This is a genomic window from Methylobacterium sp. NMS14P (assembly GCF_028583545.1).
Taxonomy (GTDB): Bacteria; Pseudomonadota; Alphaproteobacteria; order Rhizobiales; family Beijerinckiaceae; genus Methylobacterium.
Genome location: NZ_CP087106.1, coordinates 5,486,900 through 5,509,382 on the forward strand (window position 1 = coordinate 5,486,900; position 22,483 = coordinate 5,509,382).

Genomic DNA, 22,483 nt, shown 5'->3' on the forward strand with positions numbered 1-22,483 from the left:
GGAGAACGATTGCTCCCCATCCCCGCAGACGGAAACACGTTCTTCTCCGCCGGGCGACGATGCTGCATCATCCTCCTGCAGGTCCGGCGATATTCGGAACGGCATTTCGTTGACGCGACCCGGGCGCGGGCGGACGATCGCGGCTCCCGGGATCGCGCCGCGCGGCCGCCCGCCGATCACGTCGCCGAACCCCCCATGACCGTCGCCGTCACGCCCCCCGACATCGTCAGCAGCCTCGCCGGACGGCTCGCCGCCCGCGCGGCCGACCACGACCGCGCGGGGACCTTCCCGCACGACTCCCTCGCGGCGCTGCGGGAGGCCGGGCTCCTGGCCCTCACCGTGCCGCGGCGTCTCGGCGGCGGCGGCGCGGGTCTGGCGCGGGCCGCCGCGGTGGTGCGCGCGCTCGGCGCCGCCGACCCGGCGACCGCCCTGGTCGTGGCGATGCAGTATCTCCAGCACGGGCTGATCCACCGGCCGGACGCCCCGTGGCCGCGCGCGCTCGCCGACGCGGTCGGCGCGGCGGCGGTGGCGCGGGGGGCGCTGATCAACGCCCTGCGGGTCGAGCCCGAACTCGGCACGCCCTCGCGGGGCGGCCTGCCGGCCACGGTCGCCCGCCGCGACGGCGCGGGCTGGCGGATCTCCGGGCACAAGATCTACGCGACCGGGTCGCCGGGGCTCGCCTACGGCCTCGTCTTCGTCCGCACCGACGAGGCGGAGCCGCGCAGCGGCAACGTCCTGGTGCCGTTGGACGCGCCGGGCATCCGCATCGCGGAGACCTGGGACCATCTCGGCCTGCGCGCCTCCGGCAGCCACGACGTCCACTTCACGGACGTGCCGATCCCCGGGGACCACGCCGTCGACCTGCGGCCGCCGGGCGGATGGTCGGGGCCCGATCCCTGGCAGCAGGCCTGGAGCTGCACCCTGCTCGCCGCCCTCTACGACGGCGTGGCCCGGGCGGCGCAGGACTGGTTCATCGGCTTCCTGCGGGCGCGCCGGCCCGGCAGCCTCGGGGCGCCGCTCGCGAGCCTGCCGCGCTTCCACGAGGCGGTCGGCGAGAACGAGCGGCTGCTCGCCGTCAACGCGCGCCTCCTCGCCGGGCTCGCCGCCGAGGTCGACGCGGGCCAGCCCCCGCCGCCGCGCGAGTCCGGCTTCGTGAAGCTCACCGCCACGGAGAACGCCATCGCGGCGGTCCAGCGCGCCGCGGAGCTGTGCGGCAACGCGGGCCTGTCCCGGGCGAACCCGCTGGAGCGGCACCTGCGCGACGTCCTGTGCGCGCGCATCCACTGGCCCCAGGCCGACGCCGTCCACGGCGCCGCCGGCAGGGCCGCCCTCGGCGCCTGAACCCGCTCTCGACCCGGAGATCGCACCATGAGCCTGCTCCCCCCCGATTCCGTCGAGTTCATCGGCTTCGTCGCGCCCCGCCACACCTCCGAGATCCACCCGGCCGCGGGGCCGTCCGTCGACCGCGACTACCTGAAGCTCCTGGCGCAGGCGCACGAATGGGGCGGGTTCGACCGGGTGCTGGTGGCGTTCCATTCGACCGCGCCGGACGCGCTCCTGCTGGCCGGGCAGGTCGCCGCCGTGACGGAGCGGCTGGGGCTGATGATCGCCCACCGCACCGGCTTCACGGCGCCGACCGTGGCGGCGCGGCAGTTCGCGACCCTGGACCAGCTCACCGGCGGCCGGGTCGCGATCCACGTGATCAGCGGCGGCGACGACCGGGAACTCGCCCAGGACGGCGACCACCTCACCAAGGACGAGCGCTACGCCCGCACCCGGGAGTTCCTCGACATCGTCCGGCAGAGCTGGACCGCCGCGGCGCCGTTCGACTACGCGGGCGACTACTACCGGGTCGCGCGCGGCTTCTCCGAGGTGAAGCCGGTGGACGCGATCCCGGTCTATTTCGGCGGGGCCTCGCCGGCGGCGCTGGCGGTGGCCGGCCGCCACGCCGACACCTACGCCCTCTGGGGCGAGACGCACGCGCAGGTCGCCGAGCTGATCGGCCGGGTGCGGGCGGCGGCCGCGCCCCACGGACGGGCGCCGCGCTTCAGCCTGTCGGTCCGGCCGATCCTGGCCGAGACCGAGGCGCGCGCCTGGGAGCGCGCCGAGGACATCCTGGCCCGGACCCGGGCCGTCCGGGCCGCCAAGGGCCTCGGCCCGGCCGCGACGCCGCAGAACGAGGGCTCGAGGCGGCTCCTCGCGGCCGCCGCCGGGGGGCCGCGCCACGACAAGCGCCTGTTCACCGCCATCGCGGCCGAGACCGGGGCGGCGGGCAACTCGACCGCCCTGGTCGGCACCCCCGAGCAGGTCGCCGACGCCCTGCTCGACTATCACGACCTGGGCGTGCGGACCTTCCTGATCCGCGGCTTCGACCCGCTGGAGGACGCGCTCCAGTACGGCCGGTCGCTGCTGCCCGCCTTCCGGGCCGCCCTCGGGCGCCGCGGCGCCGCCGAGGCCGCCTGATGCGCGCCGTCATCCTCGCCCTCCTGGCGATCCTGGCGATCCGGCCGGCGCTGGCCCAGGACGTGCTGCGGGTCGGCGACCAGCGCGGCAATGCCCGCGCGCTGATGGAGGCGGCCGGCGTGCTCGACGGGCTGCCCTACCGGCTCGACTGGAGCGAATTCCCGGCCGCCGCGCCCCTGCTCGAGGCGCTGAACGCCGGTGCGATCGACGCGGGCGGCGTCGGCGACGCGCCCTTCACCTTCGCGGCCGCCGCCGGGGTTCCGGTGAAGGCCTTCCTGGCCTTCCGCAACCGGCAGGACGGGCTGGCGATCCTGGCGCTGAAGGATTCGCCCCTCCGCACCGTGGCCGACCTGAAGGGCAAGCGCGTCGCGACGAACCGCGGCTCGATCGGCCACCAGGTGGTCCTGGCGGCGCTGGAGGAGGCGGGGCTGCCCGCCGACAGCGTGACCTTCAGCTTCCTGCCCCCGGCCGACGCCAAGATCGCCCTGGCCTCCGGGGCGGTCGACGCCTGGTCGACCTGGGAGCCCTACACCTCCACGGCGGAGCTCGCCGGCCTCGTCCGGGTGATCCGCGACGGCAACGGCATCACCCCGGGCCTGACCTTCGCGGTGGCGAGCGACGACGCGATCCGGACCAAGCGGGCGCTGCTCGCCGATTTCGGCGCGCGCCTCGCCCGCGCCCGGGCCTGGGCCCTGAAGGATCCGGCGCCCTACGCGGCCGCCTGGTCGAAGCTCATCGGCCTGCCGGAGGCGGTGCCGCTGCGCTGGTTCGGCCGCGCCGCCTACCGGGCCGTCCCGATCGACGCGTCCGTGATCGCCGACGAGCAGCGCAACATCGATCTCTACGTCCGCGCCGGGCTGATCCCGAAGGCCCGCGCCCCGCGGGCCGAGGCGATCCTCGACACGAGCGTCTCGCAAACCGCCGCCGCCGTGCGATGATGGCGCTGGAGGATCCGACATGCACGACAGCGGCGACGACCACGGCCACAGCCACGCGCATGGCCACGCGCACGGCCACGTCCACGATCACGGGGCGTCCGAGCGCTGGAAGCACGACGGCGTGCGGGTGATCCCCGGCGACCGGCTCGACGCCAACACCGCGCAGACGCCCGGCATGTACCGGCAGGCGGCGATCAACGCCGCCCGGGTCGGCGCCCAGAAGATCTGGGCCGGCACGGTGGCGATCCAGCCCGACGCCAAGACCGGCGTGCACCACCACGGCGAACTGGAGAGCGTGATCTACGTGGTCTCGGGCCGCGCCCGGATGCGCTGGGGCGACAAACTCGAGTACGTCGCCGAGGCCGGGCCGGGCGACTTCATCTTCGTGCCGCCCTTCGTGCCGCACCAGGAGATCAACGCCTCGACCGACGAGCCCCTGCAATGCGTGCTGGTGCGCTCCGACAACGAGGCGGTGGTGGTCAACCTGCCCGACGTCGAGGCCGCCGAGGCGCCCGAGACCGTGTACTGGGTCGACCCGATCCACAAGCATCCGTGAGAGACCGGAGACGACAGCGATGAGCCGGGACCGCCAGCTGCATCTCGGCGCCTTCATGCGCCCGGTCGGCATCCACACGGCGTGGTGGCGCTATCCGGGCGGCTATCCGGACGCGAACTTCAACTTCGAGCACCTGGCGCACTTCGCCCGGCGGCTGGAGGCGGCGAAGTTCGACGCGTTCTTCATGGCCGACCATCTGGCGGTGATGAACATGCCGGTGGCGGCGCTCCGCCGCTCGGCCACCGTGACGTCGTTCGACCCGCTGACCCTGCTGCCGGCGCTCGCCGTGCTCACCGAGCGGATCGGCCTGATCGCCACCGCGTCGACCACCTACAACGAGCCCTACCACGTCGCCCGCAAGTTCGCCTCGCTCGACCACATCTCGAAGGGGCGGGCCGGCTGGAACCTCGTCACCTCCGGCAACCCGGACGAGGCCCTGAACTTCGGCCGCGACGCGCATCTGGAGCACGCCACCCGCTACGCCCGGGCGCGCGAGTTCTTCGACGTGGTGACCGGCCTGTGGGATTCCTTCGCCGACGACGCCTTCACGATGGATCCGGAGAGCGGCCTGTTCTTCGATCCGGCGAAGATGCGCGTCCTCGACCACCGCGGCGACTTCCTGAAGGTGAAGGGGCCGCTCAACGTCGCCCGGCCGATTCAGGGCTGGCCGGTGATCGTCCAGGCCGGCGCCTCCGAGGCCGGCAAGCAGATCGCCGCCGAGACCGCCGAGATGGTGTTCGGCGCGGGCTCGACCGTGGAGGCGGCGCGGGCTTTCTACGCCGACGTGAAGGGCCGGATGCCGGCGGCGGGGCGCGACCCGGACCAGCTCAAGATCCTGCCCGGCTGCTTCATCGTCCTGGGCGAGACGGAAGACGAGGCGCAGGCCAAGAAGGCGCGCCTCGACGACCTCGTCCATCCCGACAGCGGCCTCGCCAACCTCTCGGTCCGCCTCGGGGTCGACGCGACGGGCTTCGCCCTCGACGCGCCGCTGCCTGAGCTCCCCGAGAGCAACGCCAGCAAGAGCGGGCAGGCCCAGATCGTCGACTACGCCCGGCGCACCGGCGCGACCGTGCGGGAGCTCGCCCGCAAGGTCGGCGGCTACGGCGGCCTGCAGATGGTCGGCACGCCCGCGCAGGTGGCCGACCGGATGGAGGAGTGGCTGGAGACGCGCGCCTGCGACGGCTTCAACGTGATGTTCCCGTTCGTGCCCGAGGGGCTCGACGACGTGGTCGACCGGCTGGTGCCGGAGCTGCAGCGGCGCGGGCTGTTCCGCCGGGACTACGCCGGGACGACGCTGCGCGACCATCTCGGCCTCGCGCGGCCGGCCAACCGTTACTTCCCGCCCGACGTCCCGCCGCCCGCCTGAGGGCGGCCGGGCGCCGAACAACGCCGAGAAGCGCGGGTTGAACCACAGGTGATCCCACATGTCTGAAGGGAACCTGTATGCGCCTGTTCAACCTGCTCCGCGGGGCCGCGGCCCTGACCGCCCTCACCACGATCCCGGCCGCCGCCCTCGCCCAGGAGGGCGGCCCGTGCACGGACGCCATCGCCCAGCTCAGGCGGGACATGGGCAACCAGGTCGGGATGGGGGCGCCCACCTCCGAGCCCGATTACGGGCAGCGCAAGGGGCCGGAGAACGCCGCGAGCCAGCAGACGGCCGGCACGGCGGGCGACGCCACGGGCAGCACGGCGAAGCCGGTCGGAACGCCCGACACGGACCGCGCCCAGAAGGGCGGCGCCTCCCGCGAGAGCGGCGGCACGCCCGGGACCGTGGGCGGGGTGTCGGGACCGGTCGGGGCGGCGAGCGGCATGGGGCAGGCCGACGATGTGGCCAGCGGCCGGATCGCGACCTCGCCGGCCGATGTCCGTCGCCAGTCCGAGAACCGGCCGACGGCGGCCGCCGCGGCCGCGCAGGGCGGCGACGCCAAGGCCTCGCCGGGCCTCGCCTCGGAGGACAAGGTCTCGCAGGCCAAGACCGCCCTTCAGCGCGCCGTCGACCTCAACGCGAAGGGCGACCAGAGCTGCCGGGATGCCGTCCAGGAGGCCCGCAACCTGCTGCCGAAATCGGATCGCTGAGGGTTTGCGGCGCCGGGAGCTGACACAGGCGAGTTCGCCCCGGCACGACCGGTGACAGGCTCGATCCGCCGACGGCTCGCCGTCGGTGTGGCCCCGCCCCAACGTTCCTCCGACACGGCAGGGTGGGGCCACGCTTCCGAGCGCGGGCGGAGGCCCGGTTCGACGTCGCGCGTGCGGCGATGCCGAGACCCCGCGGCGGATCTCGCCCATGCCGGCCTGCGGGACGATCCGCGGGCTCGGCCGCGAACTGGCCCGCGCCGCGCTGATGAGCCGGGCGAACCGCCGGTGGCTTCGCCGGGTTGTCGAGGCGAGGTCGCGCACTGGCGGGAGGAAACGTGCCCGAGGCTGTTCCTCCCCTGTCCGGGTGCCGCGTCCTCGTCGTCGAGGACGAGTATCTCATCGCCAGCGAGGTCAAGCGCTGGTTGCGCAGCGCCGGGGCCGAGGTGATCGGCCCGGTCCCGCGGGTCGAACTGGCCCTGGATCTGATCGCCGAGACCCAGCCCGACGCCGCGGTGCTCGACGTCAATCTGGGCGACGGGAACACCGTCTACCCGGTCGCCGACCGGCTGGGCGTCCTCGGCGTGCCGTACCTGTTCGCCACCGGCGACGTGCGGGTCTCCGGCGCCGCCGCCGAGACCAGGCGGCCCATCCTCGAGAAGCCGTTCGTGGCGGCGGAGCTGGTCCGGGCCGTGACCAAGCTGGTCGCGGCTCCCTGAGCTCGCAGGGCCGGCCGGCGCGGCCTCAGAGGGGACCCGGTCCCGGATGCGGGCCCATGCGCCGGCGGTCGTGCTCGATGGCGAAGACGTGGGCGTAGAGGTTCGCGACCCAGCCCCGCCCCTCGACCGTGAGGTCCAGGAACCGGATCGCGTCCCCGATCACGGGCTCGATCTTGCCCCAGAAGAACGACGGGTAGCGCTCCGCGAGGTCGGCCGGGCTGTCGTAGCCGAGTTCCGCGTTGACGCCGATCTCGGCGAATTCGTGGAACAGGGCATTCAATTTGCGCGGGTAGAGCGGGTCGCCGAGCTGACCGATCAGGTCGGCCGCCCGCAGGAGGCCGGCCTCGGTTCCGGTCTCGCGATGGGAATCGTCCTCCGGGACCGGGAAGCGGGTCAGCTCGATCGCCCGGATGACCCGGGACGCGTCGACGAGATCGTGTGTGCCGAAGCGCTCCTGGACGGCCAGCTTCGAGCGCTCGACGTGGTAGGGCGCCAGCGCCGCGTCCGAGGCGCCCCGGGGCAGGCTGACGGTCGTGCCCTGCGCGTCGACGACGAAGGCCTGCAGCCGGTCCCCCGCGCAGACGCCGCGCACGTAACCGATATCGTGGTAGAGGGCGGCCAGGATCATGTGCAGCCAGTCCTCGGGCGTGATGCCCTGCTGCAGGAAGCGGCCGCGGAGGATGTCCTGGGCGACCAGGGTGACGAGGGCCGTGTGGTCGCCGTCGTGGTAGAGGGCGTCGCTCCCGACGATCCGCTCGATCGTCAGGCGCGCCGCGGCCTCGATGATCTCGGCGTAGCGCGGCTCCCGGCTGCCGAAGGTCCGCTGGTAGGTGAGGGCCAGGTGCTCGCCGAGGGCGTCGGCGAGCATCTTGGTCGCGTCGAACATGGGTTCCTCGCCGTCAGCTGCGTCGGGCGGCGCCGCGCCCGGCCGGGTCGATGGAGATCACGCGGATCGCTCCCCGCGATCGACGAGCCGCTCTTCGAGATAGGCCGCCGCGTCCGCGTAGAGTTCGTAGCGGCGCAGCAGCACCGCGCGCTCGTCGGGCTTCGTCGCCGCGTCGAGCTTGGCGTGGGCCTTGTCGGCGCGGGCGCGCAGCTTCCCGGCGAGCTTCTCGAAGGCGGCATCGATGCGCGCGCCGACCTTCTCGCCCTCGGCGCGAGCCGGATCCGGGTCGTCCCGCCGACGCTTCGGCGCGGACCTCGTCGCTTCTCCAGCCATGACGCATCTCCGGTCGCCCCGATCGGTGGCGAGACCGTATGACGGAACGATCACGGGCGCGACATGGGATCGGCCGCCGACGGCGCGGCGCTTTCTCCGGCGTGTCACGGAACACTGCTCTAGCTCGGCCCCGCGACGCGCAGGAGAACCGGCGATGCGGCCCGACGACAGCTCTGCCCTGGATACGACCCTGGATGCTACCCTGGAGGCGATCCGGCGCGACCTCGCCGACAGCTACGACGAGGAGCTGGAACTCGGGCTCGAGGAGGAGCGCCTCGACCGGCTCGCGGCCGACCTCGGCGGCGAACCGCTCGATCGGCTCGACCGCAAGGTCTATTTCCGCGAACTGCTCCGGCTGCAGCACGAGCTGGTCCGCCTCCAGGACTGGGTGCAGGATCGGAAGCTCCGCGTGGTCGTGCTGTTCGAGGGGCGCGACTCGGCCGGCAAGGGCGGCGTGATCAAGCGGATCACCCAGCGCCTCAATCCCCGCGTCTGCCGCGTGGCCGCCTTGCCCGCCCCGAGCGAGCGCGAGCGCACGCAGTGGTATTTCCAGCGCTACGTCTCCCACCTGCCCGCCGGCGGCGAGATCGTGCTGTTCGACCGCTCCTGGTACAACCGCGCCGGCGTCGAGCGGGTCATGGGCTTCTGCACCGAGGCGGAGGTCGAGGAGTTCTTCCGGTCGGTCCCCGAGTTCGAGCGCATGCTGGTGCGCTCCGGCATCGTCCTCGTGAAATACTGGTTCTCGATCACCGATGCCGAGCAGGAATTCCGCTTCCAGATGCGGATCCGCGATCCGCTGAAGCAGTGGAAGCTGTCGCCCATGGATGTCGAATCGCGCCGGCGCTGGGAGGACTACACCCGGGCGAAGGAGGACATGCTGGCCCGGACCCATATCCCGGAGGCGCCCTGGTGGGTGGTCGAGGCGGTGGACAAACGGCGGGCCCGCCTGAACTGCATCAGCCACCTGCTCGGCCAGATCCCCTACGGCAGCGTCGAGCATCCGCCGGTCCATCTGCCCGAGCGCCTGCGGCACGCCGACTACGTGCGCGGTCCGGTCCCCGCCGCGATGGTCGTGCCGGGCGCGTACTGACCGCGGCGCGGGGAGCGGCGCGGGGAGCGGCGGGGAGTCGTGATCCTGTCGCGGTGGCGCGGCTATAGCGCCGCCATGGCGAAGCGCCCGATGACTCTCGACCTGTTCACGACCCTGGATATCGTCGATGACGACGTCTCGGCCGTCGTCGACGCCTATCTGGCCGATCCCACGCCCGGTTCGGTGGCGTTCGGGGACGGCTTCCGCATCGACCCCGCGGCCGCGGTGGCCTCGCATCCCTTCGCCCGGACGCTGATCGATCAGCCCTGGGCCGATGCCGGGCTGCGCCGGGCCGCCATCCGCGCCGCCATCCTGCTGGCGGAGCCGGAGCGGGCCTGACCCGATCGGCCGCGTGTCGCGCGTCGGTCGCGCAACAGTCATGCGGCTGTCATGGGCAGGATGGCAGGTCGCCGCCACGGCGAACCTCCCGACCCTATGCCGCCACTCCGCCCGCCCGGTCCTGCCGTGGCGGGCTTTTGTCTGCCCGCGGGACGGCCTTCCGCACGACGCGCTCCGGATCGGTGCGCCGCCCGGTCCCGGACCCGGGCGGCGTCGCTCCGCCGGTTCCTACGCCTAAAACGGTACGCGCGCGGCCCTCCGCCTGCACGACGCTCGGTTGTATTCTCGGGCGAATACGGGGCGGATGAACGGCGTGCCGCCGCGGTGAACGGTTGGTTTACCCAACCCGGACAATTGCGCCGACCGCCCCGATCCGGGCGCGATCGGCGGGCGTTCTACGGGCAGTCCCACCGGAGACGTGCTGTCATGCTGATCCTGAATCCGATGACCGGCCAGATGGTCGAGGTGCGCGTGCCCCGGCCGAAGCCGAAAACCGCCTGACCGCGCCCGTCCTCCGTCCGCTCCCTCGCACGCCCGCGGCCCGGGCGGCGTGCCCCTCCAGCCCCGCACGACCCATGATGCCGACCGACCTCGACAGACCTGCCGAACTGACCCTGTGGCCGGGCTACGCGCCCGCCCGGGTGGCCGTGTCACGCAGCTTCCCCACGCTGCGGGCAGCCCTCGCCGCCGCGGTCGCGGCGATCGACGCCGAGGATGCCAATCCCTGGATCATCACGGAGGGCGGCGACATCCTCGCTCCGGGATGGATCCGCGCGAACACCGCGGGCGCCGTCCTGCAGTAGCGGGTCGTCAGCCGACGAGTTCGGGCGCGCTCCGGTTGCGCCACCGGTACTCGCTCGGCGAGATCCCGTAGCTGTCCTTGAAACGTCGGCTGAAATGGCTCTGGGTGCAGAATCCGCAGCTGTAGGCCAGCTCTCCTACGGCCAGATGGGCGAAGCCGGGATCGGCGAGACGCTGCGCGGCGATCTCCAGGCGCCGCCGCCAGATCCAGTCGGCGATGTTCCGATCCTGCTCGCGGAACAGGGCCTGGAGGTGGCGCAGCGACACGCCGACGGCCGCCGCGAGCCGGGCGGGGTCGAGGTTCAGGTCGCCGAGATGCCCCTCGATATGCGACAGGGCGCGCTGGAAGATCAGGACGCCCTGGATGTTCTTGGGGGTCTCGTGCGCGAGGCGCTCCGCGATGCTCGCGACGATGAGATCGACGCCGACCGACGCCATCCGGTTTGACATGTCGGGCGTCAGCCGTCCGGCGTTGCGGACCAGCTCCTGGAAGAAGGTCGTGACCATCGACGTGCCGACCTGATCCGCGCCGATCGTGAGGGACGTGAAGCGGCGCGTCGAGCCGAGGGCGCGCTCCAGGGACTCGCGCGGCAGCTCGACGAACAGCGTCTGCGTGTCGACGTCGGAGGCCATCGTCGCCGGCCGCCGGTCCATCACGACGATGTCGCCGGGATTCTGGATCGCGGTGCGGTCGTCCTGCGCGCTGTACACGCGGCCCTTCAGCGTGATGGCGACGTTCAGGGTCTCGTGCTTGCCGTGCCGGCGGATCGTGTCCGGGGTCGCGACGGTGGTGACGGCGCTCTGCGTCACGCGCGTGATCAGCAGCGGTCCGACCTCGGCGGCCTCCAGGGTGCCGGTGAAGGCGTGCGCCGCGGCAGGCGTGAGTTCGACCGGCACGATCCGCTCGAAGATCGTTTCACGCCATAAGCGGAAACTGTCTTTCGGCTTGAAATCCGCCGTCGAGAACAAAGTCCTCATCGTAACTTCTTGTATTCATGCTTCGCCGCGCGCGCTCGGGAAAACGGTAGCACGCTCTCAGGCAAGCGCAACGGCGCGAGCCAACATATGAAGGCTCTTGACCTTTCCAGGAGCCTACAACGTGTCCGATCTGACCCTCGTCAGCCCGCAAACCAATATCGTGCTGACGGCCGGGCTCGTCGCTGCCTACGTATCGAACAATCGCGTTTCTGCCACGGACCTCCCGGCCCTGATCGCGCAGTGTCACGACGCGATCACCGCGCTGGCCGTCCGCGGGGCGGCGTCGATCGACGCGGAGGCGGATCTGGACGCGCCGCGCGACCGGCCGAGCGCCGCGCAGATCCGCAACTCGATCCGGCCCGACGGCATCGTGAGCTTCATCGACGGGCGCCGCTACAAGACGCTCAAGCGCCACCTCACGGCCCACGGCCTGCACCCGCAGAGCTACCGCGAGCGCTACGGTCTGCCGGCGGACTACCCGATGGTCGCTCAGGAATATGCCGAGCGTCGGTCCGCGCTGGCGCGCTCCATCGGCCTCGGCGTGCCGAGCGAGCGCGCCGCCTGAGCCGGCCGGCCTCGGCAGGTCGCCGCTGATTCGCGGCCGACGCCCGGTCGCCTCCGTGCCGGCTGGCGCTCCCCGCCTCAGGCGGCCGCGTGCCGCCCGTCGGGCCGCAGATCCCGGCTGGCCTGCTCGATCCGCTTCAGCCAGTCCTCGGCCGCCGCCGCCCGCAGGGTCGCGTCCTCGGCGCGCGCCTCCGCCTCCCGGACGCGCCGGTCGGCCTCCGTCTCGAGTTCGTGGACCTGCCGCGCCGCCTGCGCCCGCGTCTCCTCCAGAAGCGCCCTCAGGGTCTGGATCTCCTGCTGGGCGGCCTCGAGATCCGCGGCCAGCGTCTCGCAGGTGGTCGACTGCTGGCGCAGGCGCTGATCCTGCGCCTGGGCCGCGACGCTCGCGGCCGACAGCGTGTCGAGGATCTGGCTCCAGTCCGACACCGGCCGCGACGGGCAATCCGTGCCGGGTTCGGTGGGCGCTTCGGAAGGCCCCGCCGGGCTCTGCCCGTCGGCCGTCCCGAGACCGTCGGCGAGCGCCGGTTCTCCGCGGGCGCGGGCGATGCGGGCGTCGAGCTGGGCCCAGAACGCCGCGTTCATCGCCGCGGCGCCTCAGCGGGACCCGCGCCGGTCACGAGGCCGCCCGCGTCGCGGAGGCCCGGGTGCGGACGTCCTGGGTGCGGGTGTCCTGGGTGCTGCCCGCCTGTCCGGCCGCCTGCCCGCCCGGCTGCATCACGAACTCGGCGTCGATCGTCTCGGCGATGCGCTGGAGCATCTGCTCCGCCGCCGCGGCCCGGTCCTCGGCGGCCGCGGCCCGGTCCTCGGCGGCCTGGATCAGCTTGATCGCCTGCGCGTGGACCTCGTGGGTCTCCCGCTCGGCCGCCAGCACCTGGGCGCGGGCCGCGTCCATGTCGGCGCGCACCTGCCGCAGCAGGTCCTGGACGTGCGTCTCCTGCTCCTGCGCCCGATCCTCGACGTCCCGGATGTAGCGCGCCGCGCCCTGCACCCGCTCCAGCAGGTCGGGCCACCGCTCGACCGGCGACGGGTTCTGGTTGCGCCCCTGCGCCGAGACGCGCTCGTCCGCGGCGAGCAGGACGAGGTTGCCGGTGCGGATCCGGGTCGTCGGCTCGCGGGCGTCGCGCGCGACGACATCGATCTGGTCCAGCGCCTCGGCCTTGGGGTGCTTCGTCTGTTCCATCACGCGTCCTGCCGACAGGGTGCAGCGCAAGCCTTCGGTGAGGCATCGGGGTCCGTCGCACACCGACGGAAATTGGTTAACAACTCCTTAATGTTCGCGCTAGGGTTGCGTTGGCGCGGCGATGCCCGCGCGGCGTCGCGCGCGGGGCGGCCGGGTCGCGGCCGGTCTCACGGGTAGCGGACGGGCTGCGGGTCCTCCGGCAGCGGGATGAACTCGGCGTCGTTCGGCACGGTGTCGAACCGGCCCTGGCGCCAATCCTCCTTGGCCTGCGCGATCCGCTCGGGCCGGGACGAGACGAAGTTCCACCACAGGTGGCGCGGACCGTCCATCGGCTCGCCACCCAGCACCATGAAGCGGGCGCCCTCCAGGGCGCGCACGCTGATGCGGTCGCCGGGCCGGAACACCAGCAGCTGGCCGGGACCGAAGCCGTCGCCGGCGATCTCGATGGCGCCCGCGACCGTGTAGATCGCCCGCTCGTCGTAGGTCGGATCGAGGGGCAGGACGGCGCCGGCCTCGAGCGCCACGTCGGCGTAGACCATCGGGCTCGAGGTCCGGACCGGCGAGCGCGCCCCGAAGGCCTCGCCGGCGATCAGCCGGACGGTCTTGCCCTCGCCGGTGAGGACCGGCAGCGCGGCGGCGTCGTAGTGCTCGAAGGCGGGGGCGTTCTCCTCGTCCCTATCCGTCAGCGCGACCCAGCTCTGGATGCCGAACAGCCGGGAGCCGGTCTGACGCAGCGTCGGGGCGGTGCGCTCCGAGTGGGTGATGCCGCGGCCGGCGGTCATCCAGTTCAGCTCGCCCGGCCGGATCGGCAGCTCCGTGCCGAGGCTGTCGCGGTGCATGATCTCGCCGTCGAACAGGTAGGTGACGGTGGAGAGGCCGATATGCGGGTGCGGCCGCACGTCCATGCCCTGCCCGAGCAGGAACTCCGAGGGGCCCATCTGGTCGAAGAAGATGAAGGGGCCGACCATCCGGCACTCGGTGGAGGGCAGCGCCCGCCGCACCGCGAACGAGCCGAGATCGCGCGAGCGGGGTACGATCAGGGTCCGGATCGCGTCGCAGCTGAAATGGTCGCCCGGGATCGGGTCCTCGGCACTGTGCCAGCTCATCGCCTTGCTCCTTCGCGTGGGGCGGGGCGGTCCCGTCGGGGATCGGCCCGCCATCCGCAGGCATCCTGGACCGGGATCGTGCAGGTTGAAACAGAAACGATCGAAACGCATCGTTTCCGATCGCCGCCTGATCGTCCCGGTCCCGGGGCGGCGGCCTACCAGGGCGTCGGCTTGGGGTTGCGCTCGTCGAAGCCGCGCTGGTGCCAGTACGGGTAGATCGGCGTCTCCTGGCTCGCCCCGTCGAGCCGGGCGACCTGCCCGGCCGTCAGGGTCCAGCCGAGGGCGCCGAGGTTCTGCTTCAGCTGCTCCTCGTTGCGGGCGCCGACCACGATGTTGCACACGGTCGGCCGGGTCAGCAGCCAGTTGAGCGCGACCTGCGCCACCGTCTTGCCGGTCTCGACCGCCACGGCGTCGAGGGCGTCGACCACGCCGAACAGGTAATCGTCGGAGACCGGCGGCCCGCCCTCGGCGCCGCCGGCGGCGATGCGGCCGCTCTGGTTGGCCTGTCCGCGGCGGATCTTGCCGGTGAGGCGGCCCCAGCCCAGGGGGCTCCAGACCATCAGGCCGACGCCCTGGTCGAGGCCCAGCGGCATCAGCTCCCACTCGTAGTGGCGGCCGATCAGCGAGTAGTAGCCCTGGTAGGCGACGTAGCGGGCGAGCCCGTGGCGCTCGGAGGTGGCGAGCGCCATCATGAGCTGCCAGCCCGAGAAGTTCGAGGCACCGATATAGCCGATCTTGCCCGCGCGGGTGAGGTCGTCTAGCGCCCGCAGCGTCTCGTCCACGGGGGTGAGCGCGTCGAAGCCGTGCATGAAGTAGACGTCGATATGGTCGGTGCCGAGCCGCTTCAGGCTGGCCTCGCAGGCGCGGATCAGGTGGTAGCGCGAGGAGCCGACCTGGTTCAGCTCGCCGTTGAACCGGAAGGTCGCCTTGGTGGAGATCAGCGCCCGGTCGCGCTTGCCCTTCAGGGCCTGGCCCAGGATCTCCTCCGAGGCGCCGCCGGAGTAGATGTCGGCCGTGTCGAAGAAGTTGACCCCGGACTCGAGGCAGAGATCGACCATGCGGGTCGCCTCGGCGACGTCCGTCTGACCCCAGCGCTGGAAGAACTCGTTCGTGCCGCCGAAGGTGCCGGTGCCGAAGCTGAGCACCGGCACGGTGAGGCCAGAGCGTCCGAACTGCCTGTAGTCCATCGGATCCTCGTCGCGATCGCGGGCGCCGCGCGTCGGCGCGCCTGCCTGTCCAACGCGGCGAGACGCCCCGGCTTTCCCGGCCGGCACGGCCCAACGCGGACGATCAGCGCCGCGACTCGACGACCGGCGCCCCGTCGCAGCGCTGGCCGGCGGCCGCGCCGGTGCGCCGATCGGGCGGCAGGGCGTCGGGGGATCCGGCCGTCTCGGCCAGGATCGCGACGTTCGCCGTCATCCCGGCCGCCAGCACGATCGGGCAGGGCACGTCGTCGAGGTCGATCCGGATCGGCACCCGCTGCGCCAGCCGGACCCAGGTGAAGATCGGGTTGACCGTCGGCAGTCCCTGGACGCCCGGGGCGGCGTCGGCGACGCTGATCCCGCGGCCGAGGCCGGTGACCCGGCCCCGGATCGGGCGGTCCGGCCACGCCATCAGCGACACGCGCGCGGCGTCGCCCTCGCCGATGCGCGGGAGCTGCGTCTCCTCGAAATAGCCCTCGATCCAGAAGCTGTCGCCGTTGACCAGCGTCAGCGCCGGCTGCCCGGTGGCGGCGAACCCGCCCTCCTGCAGCAGCAGGTTGGTGACCCAGCCGTTCACCGTGGCCCGCAGGGTCGTGCGCTCCAGGTTGAGCCGCGCCTGCGCCAGCACGCCCTCCGCCTGGACCACGTTCGCCTGGGCGGCCTGCGCCTGGCCGCTGGTCGTCTGCTTCTGCTGCGGCGTGGTGGCGAGATCGTCGAGATCCGCGGTGCGCTGCGCGATCCCCGCGAGGTACCCGGCCTGCGCCCGGGCGCTGGCGAGGGCGCCCTCGGCCTGGGTCACTGCGTTCCTGAACGTGCCGGGGTCGATCGTGAACAGCACGTCGCCCCTGCGGACGAACTGGTTGTCGCGGACGCGGACCGCCACCACCGTGCCGGAGACCTCGGGCGCCACCTGCACGGTGTAGACGCGCACGCGCCCGTCCCGGGTCCAGGGCGTGTAGGCGTAGTAGAGGAAGGCGAGGTAGGCGAGGCCCACGGCCGCCGTCAGCGCCAGGAGGGTGGCGGCGACGTTGTAGGCGGGCGGCGGCTGCCAGTCGCGCAGCGACGGTCGCGGGTTCAGGGCCATCTCACGGACCCTGGACGCGCAGGGACAGGATCAGCAGCGCCGTCACGGCGGTGAGGAGGCTGAAGTCGAGCAGGGCGCGGTTCCAGACAAGGTGGTTGATGCCGATCCAGTCCAGGATCCAGCGCAGGCCCCAGGTGATCACCAGGGCGGCGAGCAGGCAGATCACCGCGGGCTCGACGTAGAGCCCCAGCACGTCGACCGCCCGCAATCCGACCACGCCGATCACGCCCGCACTCCCGGATCGAGGTTCGGCCAGCCCGCGCGGTCGAGATCCGACACGAGGGCGGCCAGCGCCCCGATGCGCTCCGCCTGGAGCGGCAGGGTCGCCCGGTCGGCGAGATCGTGCAAGGGATCGGCCGCGCCGGATCGCGGATCGCTGAGCCGCGCCCAGACCGCCCGGCCGACGCGGCGCCCCTCCCGGTCGTCCGTCTCCCGCAGGGCGAGCAGCAGGAGCCCGATGACGAGCAGGCGCTCGCCGGTCCGGGCCGCCTCGGCATCCGTGCCGACGAGGGCGAGCCGGCCGAAGCCCCGGGCGAGGTAGCGGTCGAGGGGCGGCACCAGGAGCGCCGGGTCGAGGGCCGCGCCGCGCACCGACCGGACCAGCCGCCGGCGGGCCCGCAGCCGCAGCGTCGCGGCGCTCACGGGCGGCGGCAGGGCCGAGAACGCGATCGCCGCCACCGCCATGCCGAGAAGCTCGGCCAGCACGGTGTTGAGCGAGTCGGCGAGGTCGTAGGTCATCGGGTTCTTGGGATCGAGCACGCCGAACACGAAGAAGCCGAAGCCGATCCCGTAGATCGCGCGCTTGTCGGCGCGGCCGACCACCGCCAGCATCGCCACCGGCAGCAGCACCGCGGCCAGCAGCGCGAAGCTCCCGGTGGTCGTCAGCAGGGTGTAGCGCAGGGTCAGCCCGACCACGCCGGCGAGCAGCGCGCCGACCAGGAAGGCGCGGGATTCCGCCCGCGGGTCGGCATGGGCGGCGAGCAGCACGCAGACGAGGCTCGCCCAGGTCGCGGCGCCGGCCCCGTGCGACCAGCCGGTGACGTACCAGAAGCCGTTGACGAGCAGGACGGCGGCGGCGGTGCGCAGGCCGTTGTCGAAGGCGTGCCAGCCGTCCCAGTCCAGGTCGTTCCACAGGAGCAGGTGCGGCCGGAACGGCACGCGCCGCCGGCCCACGCGGCCGCCGGCCCGCAGCAGCCGCGCCGAGACCCGGACGCGCCCGACCTGCCGGACGGCGATCGCCCCGCCGGCCCCGATCAGGTCGGTCGAGCGCGATCCCGGCCGCTCCGGCAGCAGCGCCCGCAGCAGGCCCGCGGCGAGCACCCGCCGCAGCCGGGGGGCGGCGTTGCGGATGCCGCGGCCGCCGGAGCGGAGGGAGGGCTGCTCGGTGAACGTGTCGGTGACCTCCTCGCCCAGGGTCATGACGGCGGCGATCGGCATCGGGCCGGGTCGCTCGCCCCGCCGCAGGGCGGCTATCCAGGCGTCGCAGGCCTCGGCGGCCGCCTCGAGCCGTCCCGCCAGGGCGCGGCCGACGGCGGGCACGCCCGGCGCCACGAACACGTTCGACGCGTAGGCGCAGCCGATCCCCAGCAGGATCGTCGAGCAGCGGTCGACGCCGATCTGGAACACGGCCTCCGGGTTCTGCACGTCGGCCAGCGCGATGATCGGCACGGTGAAGCCCATCGAGGCGAAGCCGTAGGCGCGCTGGCCGCTCTCGACGCTGGAGGCCGCGGTGAGCAGGCCCATCCACAGGGCCAGCGCGAGGTCGAAGGCCAGGGTCGCCTGGGCGAAATTGGCGACCAGCACCATCGCGACGGTGACGCCCACCAGCGTGCTGCCGGCCCGCCACAGGCTCTTGCGCAGGGAGGCCGCGCGGGTGGCGAGCGTCACCGAGATGACCGTCCAGCCGGCCCAGTGCGGCAGCGCCAGCTCGAGCCACATGGCGAGCCAGATCGCCGCGATCGCGGTGAGCGCGATGCGCACGGCCTCGGCCGCCTCGCGCGGCCACCACGCCGCGAGACGCTGCAGGAGGCCCGGCGCGCCTTCGGAGAGCGCGGCCTCACCGGCCACGGCGCACCCTCACCGGCCGAGGCGGGTCCGGGAGCCCGAGAGCGGGCTCAGTCATAGTGCTCGGCGACGTCGACCTTCCCCTTGAACACCCGGTAGACCACCAGGGTGTAGATCAGGGTGATCGGCAGCACCACGATCCCGGCGCCCCAGAACATGAAGGACAGGCTCGACTCCGGCGCTGCCGCCTCGGTCACCGTCACGCTGAACGGCACCATGTAGGGCAGGAACGAGGCGGCGAGCGTGGCGAAGGCGGCGGCGAAGATCAGCGCCACCAGCGGGAAGGGCAGGGCGTCGATCCGGCGCCGCGCCGCGTAGAGGAGCCCGGCGCAGGCCGCGGCCCCCACGAGGGGCAGGACCAGCATCTCGGGCCGCTCGACCCAGCGGTGCAGCACCCGCAGGTTCATCGCCAGCGCGTACGCGAAGGCCGCGCCGAGGAAGACCAGCACGCCCAGGAGGAGCCGCGGCAGCAGCCGGAAGCCGAGATCGCGCACGTCGGACTCGGTCTTGCCGCACAGCCACGCGGCGCCGAGCAGCGCGTAGCCGAGGCACAGGCCGAGCCCGCAGAGCAGGGAGAAGGGCGTGAGCCACGTGAATGCCCCGCCGGCATAGAGCCCGTCGCGGACCGGCAGCTCCTGCACCAGCGCCCCGACCGTCACGCCCTGCACGAAGGCCGCGCAGTAGGAGCCGCCGACGAAGCCCGCGTCCCAGACCCGCCGCAGCCGCCGGGACTTGTAGCGGAACTCGAAGGCGACGCCGCGCAGGATCAGGGCCGCGAGCATCAGGAGGAGCGGCAGGTAGAAGGCCGAGAGCAGCAGCGCGTAGACCGTCGGGAAGGCCCCGAACAGGATCGTGGCGGCGAGCACCAGCCAGGTCTCGTTGCCGTCCCAGACCGGGGCGATCGCCTGCATCATGTGCCGGCGCGCCGTCTCGTCCGGGGCGATCCCGAACAGCATGCCGACGCCGAGGTCGAACCCGTCGAGCAGCACGTAGAGCATCAGGGTGAGGGCGAGGGCGGCGGCCCAGAACGCGATCATGGCCGCTCACTCCGCCGGTGTGCCGGTCGGCGCGCCGCCCGGGGTGCCGCCCGGGATACCGGGACTGTCGCCCGGCACGGCCAGCGGCCGCTTGGGGTTGGCGGCGCTGCCGGCGTGGGCCGGCGTCGGCAGGATGCCGGCCTTGAGCATGCGGTAGATGTAGACGGTGCCGGCCGCGAAGATCAGCGCGTAGACCGCGCCGAACACGGCGAGCGAGGTCGCCACCTGCGGCGCGGCCAGGAACGGCGTCGCCGCGTCGGCGGTGCGCAGCTGGCCGTAGACCGTCCAGGGCTGGCGCCCGACCTCGGCGGTGAACCATCCGGTCAGGGTCGCCACGAAGCCCAGCGGGAACGACAGGAAGATGGCCCATTGCAGCCAGCGCGCCCGCTCCAGCCGCCCGGTGGCGTAGAACGCCATCCCGCCCCAGGCCAGCGCCAGCATCAGCAGCCCGCAGCCGACCATGATCCGGAAGGCGAAGAACGGGATCAGCACCGGCGGCCGGTCGGCCTTGGGGATGTCCTTGATGCCGATCACCTTGCCGGTGAGGGTGCCGTCGTCGATCAGGCTGCCGATCGGGGCGGGCAGCGCGATGACGAAGTGGTTCTTCTCCTGCGCCTCGTCGGGCCAGGCGAACAGGATCTCGCCGGCCGGCGCTTGGCTCTCCCAGTGGCCCTCGATCGCGGCGATCTTAGAGGGCTGGTGCTTGACGACGTAGTCGCCGGTGAGGTGGCCGAAGAAGAGCTGCAGCGGCACCAGGATCGCGGCGAGGCCGAGCCCCATCCGGACCATGGCGCGGGCCTCGGCGCGGTCCCGGTTCCGCAGCATCGACCACGCCCCCGTCGCGGCCACGCAGAAGCTGGTGGTGACGTAGGCGGCCAGGACCATGTGGGGGAAGCGGACCCAGACGACCCCGTTGAAGATGATCGCCCACCAGTCGGTCGGCACGAACACGCCGTCCGCGCGCAGGGCGAAGCCGGTCGGGTACTGCATCCACGAATTGTTCACGAGGATCCAGAACGACGACAGGCTGGTGCCGAGGCAGACCATCAGGCAGGCGAACAGGTAGAACCAGCGCGGCACCCGCCGCCGGCCGAACATCAGCACCCCGAAGAACGAGGCCTCCAGCGCGAAGGCCGTGAAGCTCTCGTAGCCGAGGAGCGGCCCCTGGATCGGGCCGGTGCGACGGGCGAGCTCGCTCCAGTTGGTGCCGAACTGGAACGCCATGACGATGCCGGAGACGACGCCGAGCCCGAAGGCGACCGCGAAGATCTTGAGCCAGAAGTCGAACAGGCGGTCGTAGACCGGCTCGTCCGAGATCATCGCCCGGGCCTGCAGGAAGGCGAGCCAGGCCGCCAGCCCGACCGTGAAGGCCGGGAAGATGATGTGGAACGAGACCGTGAAGGCGAACTGGATGCGCGAGAGCATCAGGGCGGAGATGTCCATCGTTCCTCCCTCGGCCGAAGCCCGCCGGTCCGCCGCCCCGGGGCGGGCGCGCCGCACCCTCAGATGTCCGCCGGCGGGGCGCGGGGAACCGCGCCTCGCGGAACTGTCAGACGTTGTCGATCCTCAGGACCGGCGCCGTCTCGGCCCGGCTGCGGCGGCAGGCCTCGGCGTCCCGCTTGAGGTCGATGCCGTAGGTCGGGATCACCGCCTTGAGGCGGGGCAGCCAGGCGTCCGGCGTGAGCCGGTCGGCGAAGCACTTCTCCAGCACCTCGACCGCGATGAAGGCCGCCGTCGAGGCGCCCGGCGAGGCGCCGAGCAGCGCGCAGATCGAGTTGTCGGCCGCGGCCACCAGTTCGGTGCCGAATTCGAGGTAGCCCTCCTCCAGCGGGTTCGTCTTGCCGGTCGGCTTGATCGTCTGCACCCGCTGGCCGGCCACCGCCGAGGTCCAGTCCTGCTTCAGCGCCTTGGGGAAGAAGTCCTTGAGGGTCGCGAACTGGTGGTCGGAGCTCTGGAGCACCTGGCCCACGAGGTACTCGGTGAGCGCGACGTTGTCCTTGGCGACGTCCAGCAGCGGCACGATGTTGTGGGGCGTCAGCGCGGTGAACAGGTCGGTGAGCGACCCGTGCTTGAGGAAGCGGGACGAGAAGCCCGCGTAGGGCCCGAACAGCAGCGAGCGCTTGCCGCCGATGATGCGGGTGTCGAGGTGGGGCACCGACATCGGCGGCGAGCCGGAGGCCGCCTTGCCGTAGACCTTGGCGTGGTGGCGCGCGCTGACTGCGTCGACGTCGCAGCGCAGCCAGATCCCCGAGACCGGGAAGCCGCCGTAGCCGCGCCCCTCCGGGATCTTCGAGGCCTGCAGCAGCGGCAGCGAGCCGCCGCCCGCGCCGATGAACACGAACTTCGCCGTCGCGGTCTGGCGCGTCCCGTCGTAGGTGTCCTCGACGGTCACGGCCCAGCGGCCGTCGTCGACCCGGTCCAGGGCGACGACCTTGCGGTTGTAGTGCACGGCGAAGCCGGGCTGCGCCGCGAGCTGCTTGACCAGCAGGTGCGTGAGGGCGCCGTAATCGACGTCGGTCCCGGTGACGATCCGGGTGGCGGCGATCGGCTCGCCGGGGGCGCGGCCCTCGATGATCAGCGGCGCCCAGCCGGCGATGACCTGCGGGTCCTCGCTGTACTCCATGCCGTGATAGCAGTGGTGCGCCGACATCGCGGCGTAGCGCGCCTTGAGGAACGCGACGTTCTCGGCCCCCCAGACGAAGCTCATGTGCGGGCAGGGATGGATGAAGGCGCGCGGATCGGGGATCGCGCCCTTCCGCACGAGGTGCGCCCAGAGCTGGCGCGAGATGTCGAACTCGGTGTTGACCTCCAGGGCCTTGGCGATGTCGACGCTGCCGTCGGGGCGCTGGGGCGTGTAGTTCAGCTCGCAATTGGCCGCGTGGCCGGTGCCGGCGTTGTTCCAGCCCTCCGAGCTCTCCTGCGCGCAGTCGTGCAGCGTCTCGAACATCGCGATCCTGAGCGACGGCTCCAGCTCCTTCAGCATCGTGCCGAAGGTCGCGCTCATGATCCCGGCGCCGATCAGCACCACGTCGGGATTGTCGTCGTCGCTCATGGCGGCCATCGGGCCCCT

General features: G+C 72.7%; 24 protein-coding genes. 11 read left to right on the forward strand and 13 right to left on the reverse strand.

What is annotated here, in order from left to right; genetic code table 11:
* Positions 1-195 precede the first annotated feature (195 nt).
* The 7 genes from LOK46_RS26045 to LOK46_RS26075 all read left to right on the forward strand — a co-directional run bounded on the left by LOK46_RS26045 (position 196) and on the right by LOK46_RS26075 (position 6,749).
* Positions 196-1,341 (forward strand): acyl-CoA dehydrogenase, encoded by a 1,146-nt coding sequence (locus LOK46_RS26045; protein ID WP_273561234.1) that lies wholly within the window; start codon positions 196-198, stop codon positions 1,339-1,341.
* A gap of 27 nt (positions 1,342-1,368) precedes the next feature.
* Positions 1,369-2,463, forward strand: a complete 1,095-nt coding sequence (locus tag LOK46_RS26050) for an LLM class flavin-dependent oxidoreductase (RefSeq protein ID WP_273561235.1) — start codon at positions 1,369-1,371, stop codon at positions 2,461-2,463.
* Positions 2,463-3,401 (forward strand): ABC transporter substrate-binding protein, encoded by a 939-nt coding sequence (locus tag LOK46_RS26055; RefSeq protein WP_273561236.1) that lies wholly within the window; start codon positions 2,463-2,465, stop codon positions 3,399-3,401. The genes LOK46_RS26050 and LOK46_RS26055 overlap by 1 nt, the downstream gene beginning before the upstream one ends.
* A 19-nt stretch (positions 3,402-3,420) precedes the next feature.
* Positions 3,421-3,957, forward strand: coding sequence for a cupin domain-containing protein (locus tag LOK46_RS26060; protein ID WP_273561237.1), 537 nt, complete (start codon positions 3,421-3,423; stop codon positions 3,955-3,957).
* A gap of 19 nt (positions 3,958-3,976) precedes the next feature.
* On the forward strand, positions 3,977-5,323 hold the full coding sequence (locus LOK46_RS26065) for an LLM class flavin-dependent oxidoreductase (protein ID WP_273561238.1): 1,347 nt from the start codon (positions 3,977-3,979) through the stop codon (positions 5,321-5,323).
* Between the two features lie 77 nt (positions 5,324-5,400).
* The gene (locus tag LOK46_RS26070) at positions 5,401-6,033 is read left to right on the forward strand and encodes a hypothetical protein (protein WP_273561239.1); all 633 of its coding nucleotides are present in this window, start codon (positions 5,401-5,403) and stop codon (positions 6,031-6,033) included.
* Between the two features lie 335 nt (positions 6,034-6,368).
* Entirely contained in the window at positions 6,369-6,749 is a 381-nt protein-coding gene (locus LOK46_RS26075; RefSeq protein WP_273561240.1) for a response regulator, read from the forward strand.
* 25 nt (positions 6,750-6,774) lie between these two features.
* Here the strand turns inward: LOK46_RS26075 and LOK46_RS26080 are convergent, their stop codons facing one another.
* Positions 6,775-7,635: a metal-dependent phosphohydrolase gene (locus tag LOK46_RS26080; RefSeq protein WP_273561241.1), complete on the reverse strand. Its 861-nt coding sequence runs from the start codon at positions 7,633-7,635 to the stop codon at positions 6,775-6,777.
* Between the two features lie 57 nt (positions 7,636-7,692).
* On the reverse strand, positions 7,693-7,968 hold the full coding sequence (locus LOK46_RS26085) for a hypothetical protein (protein WP_273561242.1): 276 nt from the start codon (positions 7,966-7,968) through the stop codon (positions 7,693-7,695).
* A gap of 154 nt (positions 7,969-8,122) precedes the next feature.
* Between LOK46_RS26085 and ppk2 the strand changes: the two genes are divergently transcribed.
* The 3 genes from ppk2 to LOK46_RS26100 all read left to right on the forward strand — a co-directional run bounded on the left by ppk2 (position 8,123) and on the right by LOK46_RS26100 (position 10,200).
* Entirely contained in the window at positions 8,123-9,058 is a 936-nt protein-coding gene (gene ppk2 / locus LOK46_RS26090; protein ID WP_273561243.1) for a polyphosphate kinase 2, read from the forward strand.
* 90 nt (positions 9,059-9,148) lie between these two features.
* Complete coding sequence (locus LOK46_RS26095; RefSeq protein WP_182178593.1) at positions 9,149-9,397, forward strand: hypothetical protein; 249 nt, start codon at positions 9,149-9,151, stop codon at positions 9,395-9,397.
* Between the two features lie 575 nt (positions 9,398-9,972).
* Positions 9,973-10,200 (forward strand): hypothetical protein, encoded by a 228-nt coding sequence (locus LOK46_RS26100; RefSeq protein WP_273561244.1) that lies wholly within the window; start codon positions 9,973-9,975, stop codon positions 10,198-10,200.
* A 7-nt stretch (positions 10,201-10,207) separates the two neighbouring features.
* Here LOK46_RS26100 and LOK46_RS26105 read toward each other — a convergent pair whose 3' ends face one another.
* Positions 10,208-11,176, reverse strand: a complete 969-nt coding sequence (locus tag LOK46_RS26105) for a helix-turn-helix domain-containing protein (protein WP_273561245.1) — start codon at positions 11,174-11,176, stop codon at positions 10,208-10,210.
* A gap of 121 nt (positions 11,177-11,297) precedes the next feature.
* Between LOK46_RS26105 and LOK46_RS26110 the strand changes: the two genes are divergently transcribed.
* Complete coding sequence (locus tag LOK46_RS26110; RefSeq protein WP_273561246.1) at positions 11,298-11,741, forward strand: MucR family transcriptional regulator; 444 nt, start codon at positions 11,298-11,300, stop codon at positions 11,739-11,741.
* Positions 11,742-11,818: 77 nt separating this feature from the next.
* Here LOK46_RS26110 and LOK46_RS26115 read toward each other — a convergent pair whose 3' ends face one another.
* The 10 genes from LOK46_RS26115 to mqo all read right to left on the reverse strand — a co-directional run bounded on the left by LOK46_RS26115 (position 11,819) and on the right by mqo (position 22,474).
* Positions 11,819-12,322: a hypothetical protein gene (locus LOK46_RS26115; RefSeq protein ID WP_273561247.1), complete on the reverse strand. Its 504-nt coding sequence runs from the start codon at positions 12,320-12,322 to the stop codon at positions 11,819-11,821.
* Between the two features lie 31 nt (positions 12,323-12,353).
* Positions 12,354-12,920: a hypothetical protein gene (locus tag LOK46_RS26120; RefSeq protein WP_273561248.1), complete on the reverse strand. Its 567-nt coding sequence runs from the start codon at positions 12,918-12,920 to the stop codon at positions 12,354-12,356.
* 167 nt (positions 12,921-13,087) lie between these two features.
* The gene (locus tag LOK46_RS26125; RefSeq protein ID WP_043389064.1) at positions 13,088-14,026 is read right to left on the reverse strand and encodes a pirin family protein; all 939 of its coding nucleotides are present in this window, start codon (positions 14,024-14,026) and stop codon (positions 13,088-13,090) included.
* A 155-nt stretch (positions 14,027-14,181) separates the two neighbouring features.
* On the reverse strand, positions 14,182-15,213 hold the full coding sequence (locus tag LOK46_RS26130) for an aldo/keto reductase (RefSeq protein ID WP_273561249.1): 1,032 nt from the start codon (positions 15,211-15,213) through the stop codon (positions 14,182-14,184).
* A 103-nt stretch (positions 15,214-15,316) separates the two neighbouring features.
* Entirely contained in the window at positions 15,317-16,312 is a 996-nt protein-coding gene (locus tag LOK46_RS26135; RefSeq protein WP_273561250.1) for an HlyD family secretion protein, read from the reverse strand.
* Position 16,313: 1 nt separating this feature from the next.
* Complete coding sequence (locus tag LOK46_RS26140) at positions 16,314-16,538, reverse strand: DUF1656 domain-containing protein (RefSeq protein WP_273561251.1); 225 nt, start codon at positions 16,536-16,538, stop codon at positions 16,314-16,316.
* Complete coding sequence (locus LOK46_RS26145; protein WP_273561252.1) at positions 16,535-18,379, reverse strand: FUSC family protein; 1,845 nt, start codon at positions 18,377-18,379, stop codon at positions 16,535-16,537. The genes LOK46_RS26140 and LOK46_RS26145 overlap by 4 nt, the downstream gene beginning before the upstream one ends.
* Before the next feature lie 47 nt (positions 18,380-18,426).
* Entirely contained in the window at positions 18,427-19,413 is a 987-nt protein-coding gene (cydB, locus tag LOK46_RS26150; RefSeq protein ID WP_273561253.1) for a cytochrome d ubiquinol oxidase subunit II, read from the reverse strand.
* 6 nt (positions 19,414-19,419) lie between these two features.
* Entirely contained in the window at positions 19,420-20,856 is a 1,437-nt protein-coding gene (locus LOK46_RS26155; protein WP_273561254.1) for a cytochrome ubiquinol oxidase subunit I, read from the reverse strand.
* Between the two features lie 106 nt (positions 20,857-20,962).
* A complete protein-coding gene (gene mqo, locus LOK46_RS26160) occupies positions 20,963-22,474 on the reverse strand; it encodes a malate dehydrogenase (quinone) (protein ID WP_273561255.1) in 1,512 nt (503 codons plus the stop codon).
* Between the last annotated feature and the right edge of the window lie 9 nt (positions 22,475-22,483).

Coding starts and splice junctions, on each gene's coding strand:
- LOK46_RS26095 (WP_182178593.1), top strand. CDS start 9,149: ATGACTCTCGACCTGTTCACGACCCTGGATATCGTCGATGACGACGTC.
- ppk2 (WP_273561243.1), top strand. CDS start 8,123: ATGCGGCCCGACGACAGCTCTGCCCTGGATACGACCCTGGATGCTACC.
- LOK46_RS26115 (WP_273561247.1), bottom strand. CDS start 12,322: ATGAACGCGGCGTTCTGGGCCCAGCTCGACGCCCGCATCGCCCGCGCC.
- LOK46_RS26050 (WP_273561235.1), top strand. CDS start 1,369: ATGAGCCTGCTCCCCCCCGATTCCGTCGAGTTCATCGGCTTCGTCGCG.
- LOK46_RS26065 (WP_273561238.1), top strand. CDS start 3,977: ATGAGCCGGGACCGCCAGCTGCATCTCGGCGCCTTCATGCGCCCGGTC.
- LOK46_RS26085 (WP_273561242.1), bottom strand. CDS start 7,968: ATGGCTGGAGAAGCGACGAGGTCCGCGCCGAAGCGTCGGCGGGACGAC.
- LOK46_RS26125 (WP_043389064.1), bottom strand. CDS start 14,026: ATGAGCTGGCACAGTGCCGAGGACCCGATCCCGGGCGACCATTTCAGC.
- LOK46_RS26045 (WP_273561234.1), top strand. CDS start 196: ATGACCGTCGCCGTCACGCCCCCCGACATCGTCAGCAGCCTCGCCGGA.
- mqo (WP_273561255.1), bottom strand. CDS start 22,474: ATGGCCGCCATGAGCGACGACGACAATCCCGACGTGGTGCTGATCGGC.
- LOK46_RS26155 (WP_273561254.1), bottom strand. CDS start 20,856: ATGGACATCTCCGCCCTGATGCTCTCGCGCATCCAGTTCGCCTTCACG.
- LOK46_RS26100 (WP_273561244.1), top strand. CDS start 9,973: ATGATGCCGACCGACCTCGACAGACCTGCCGAACTGACCCTGTGGCCG.
- LOK46_RS26060 (WP_273561237.1), top strand. CDS start 3,421: ATGCACGACAGCGGCGACGACCACGGCCACAGCCACGCGCATGGCCAC.
- LOK46_RS26130 (WP_273561249.1), bottom strand. CDS start 15,213: ATGGACTACAGGCAGTTCGGACGCTCTGGCCTCACCGTGCCGGTGCTC.
- LOK46_RS26055 (WP_273561236.1), top strand. CDS start 2,463: ATGCGCGCCGTCATCCTCGCCCTCCTGGCGATCCTGGCGATCCGGCCG.
- LOK46_RS26120 (WP_273561248.1), bottom strand. CDS start 12,920: ATGGAACAGACGAAGCACCCCAAGGCCGAGGCGCTGGACCAGATCGAT.
- LOK46_RS26135 (WP_273561250.1), bottom strand. CDS start 16,312: ATGGCCCTGAACCCGCGACCGTCGCTGCGCGACTGGCAGCCGCCGCCC.
- cydB (WP_273561253.1), bottom strand. CDS start 19,413: ATGATCGCGTTCTGGGCCGCCGCCCTCGCCCTCACCCTGATGCTCTAC.
- LOK46_RS26070 (WP_273561239.1), top strand. CDS start 5,401: ATGCGCCTGTTCAACCTGCTCCGCGGGGCCGCGGCCCTGACCGCCCTC.
- LOK46_RS26105 (WP_273561245.1), bottom strand. CDS start 11,176: ATGAGGACTTTGTTCTCGACGGCGGATTTCAAGCCGAAAGACAGTTTC.
- LOK46_RS26080 (WP_273561241.1), bottom strand. CDS start 7,635: ATGTTCGACGCGACCAAGATGCTCGCCGACGCCCTCGGCGAGCACCTG.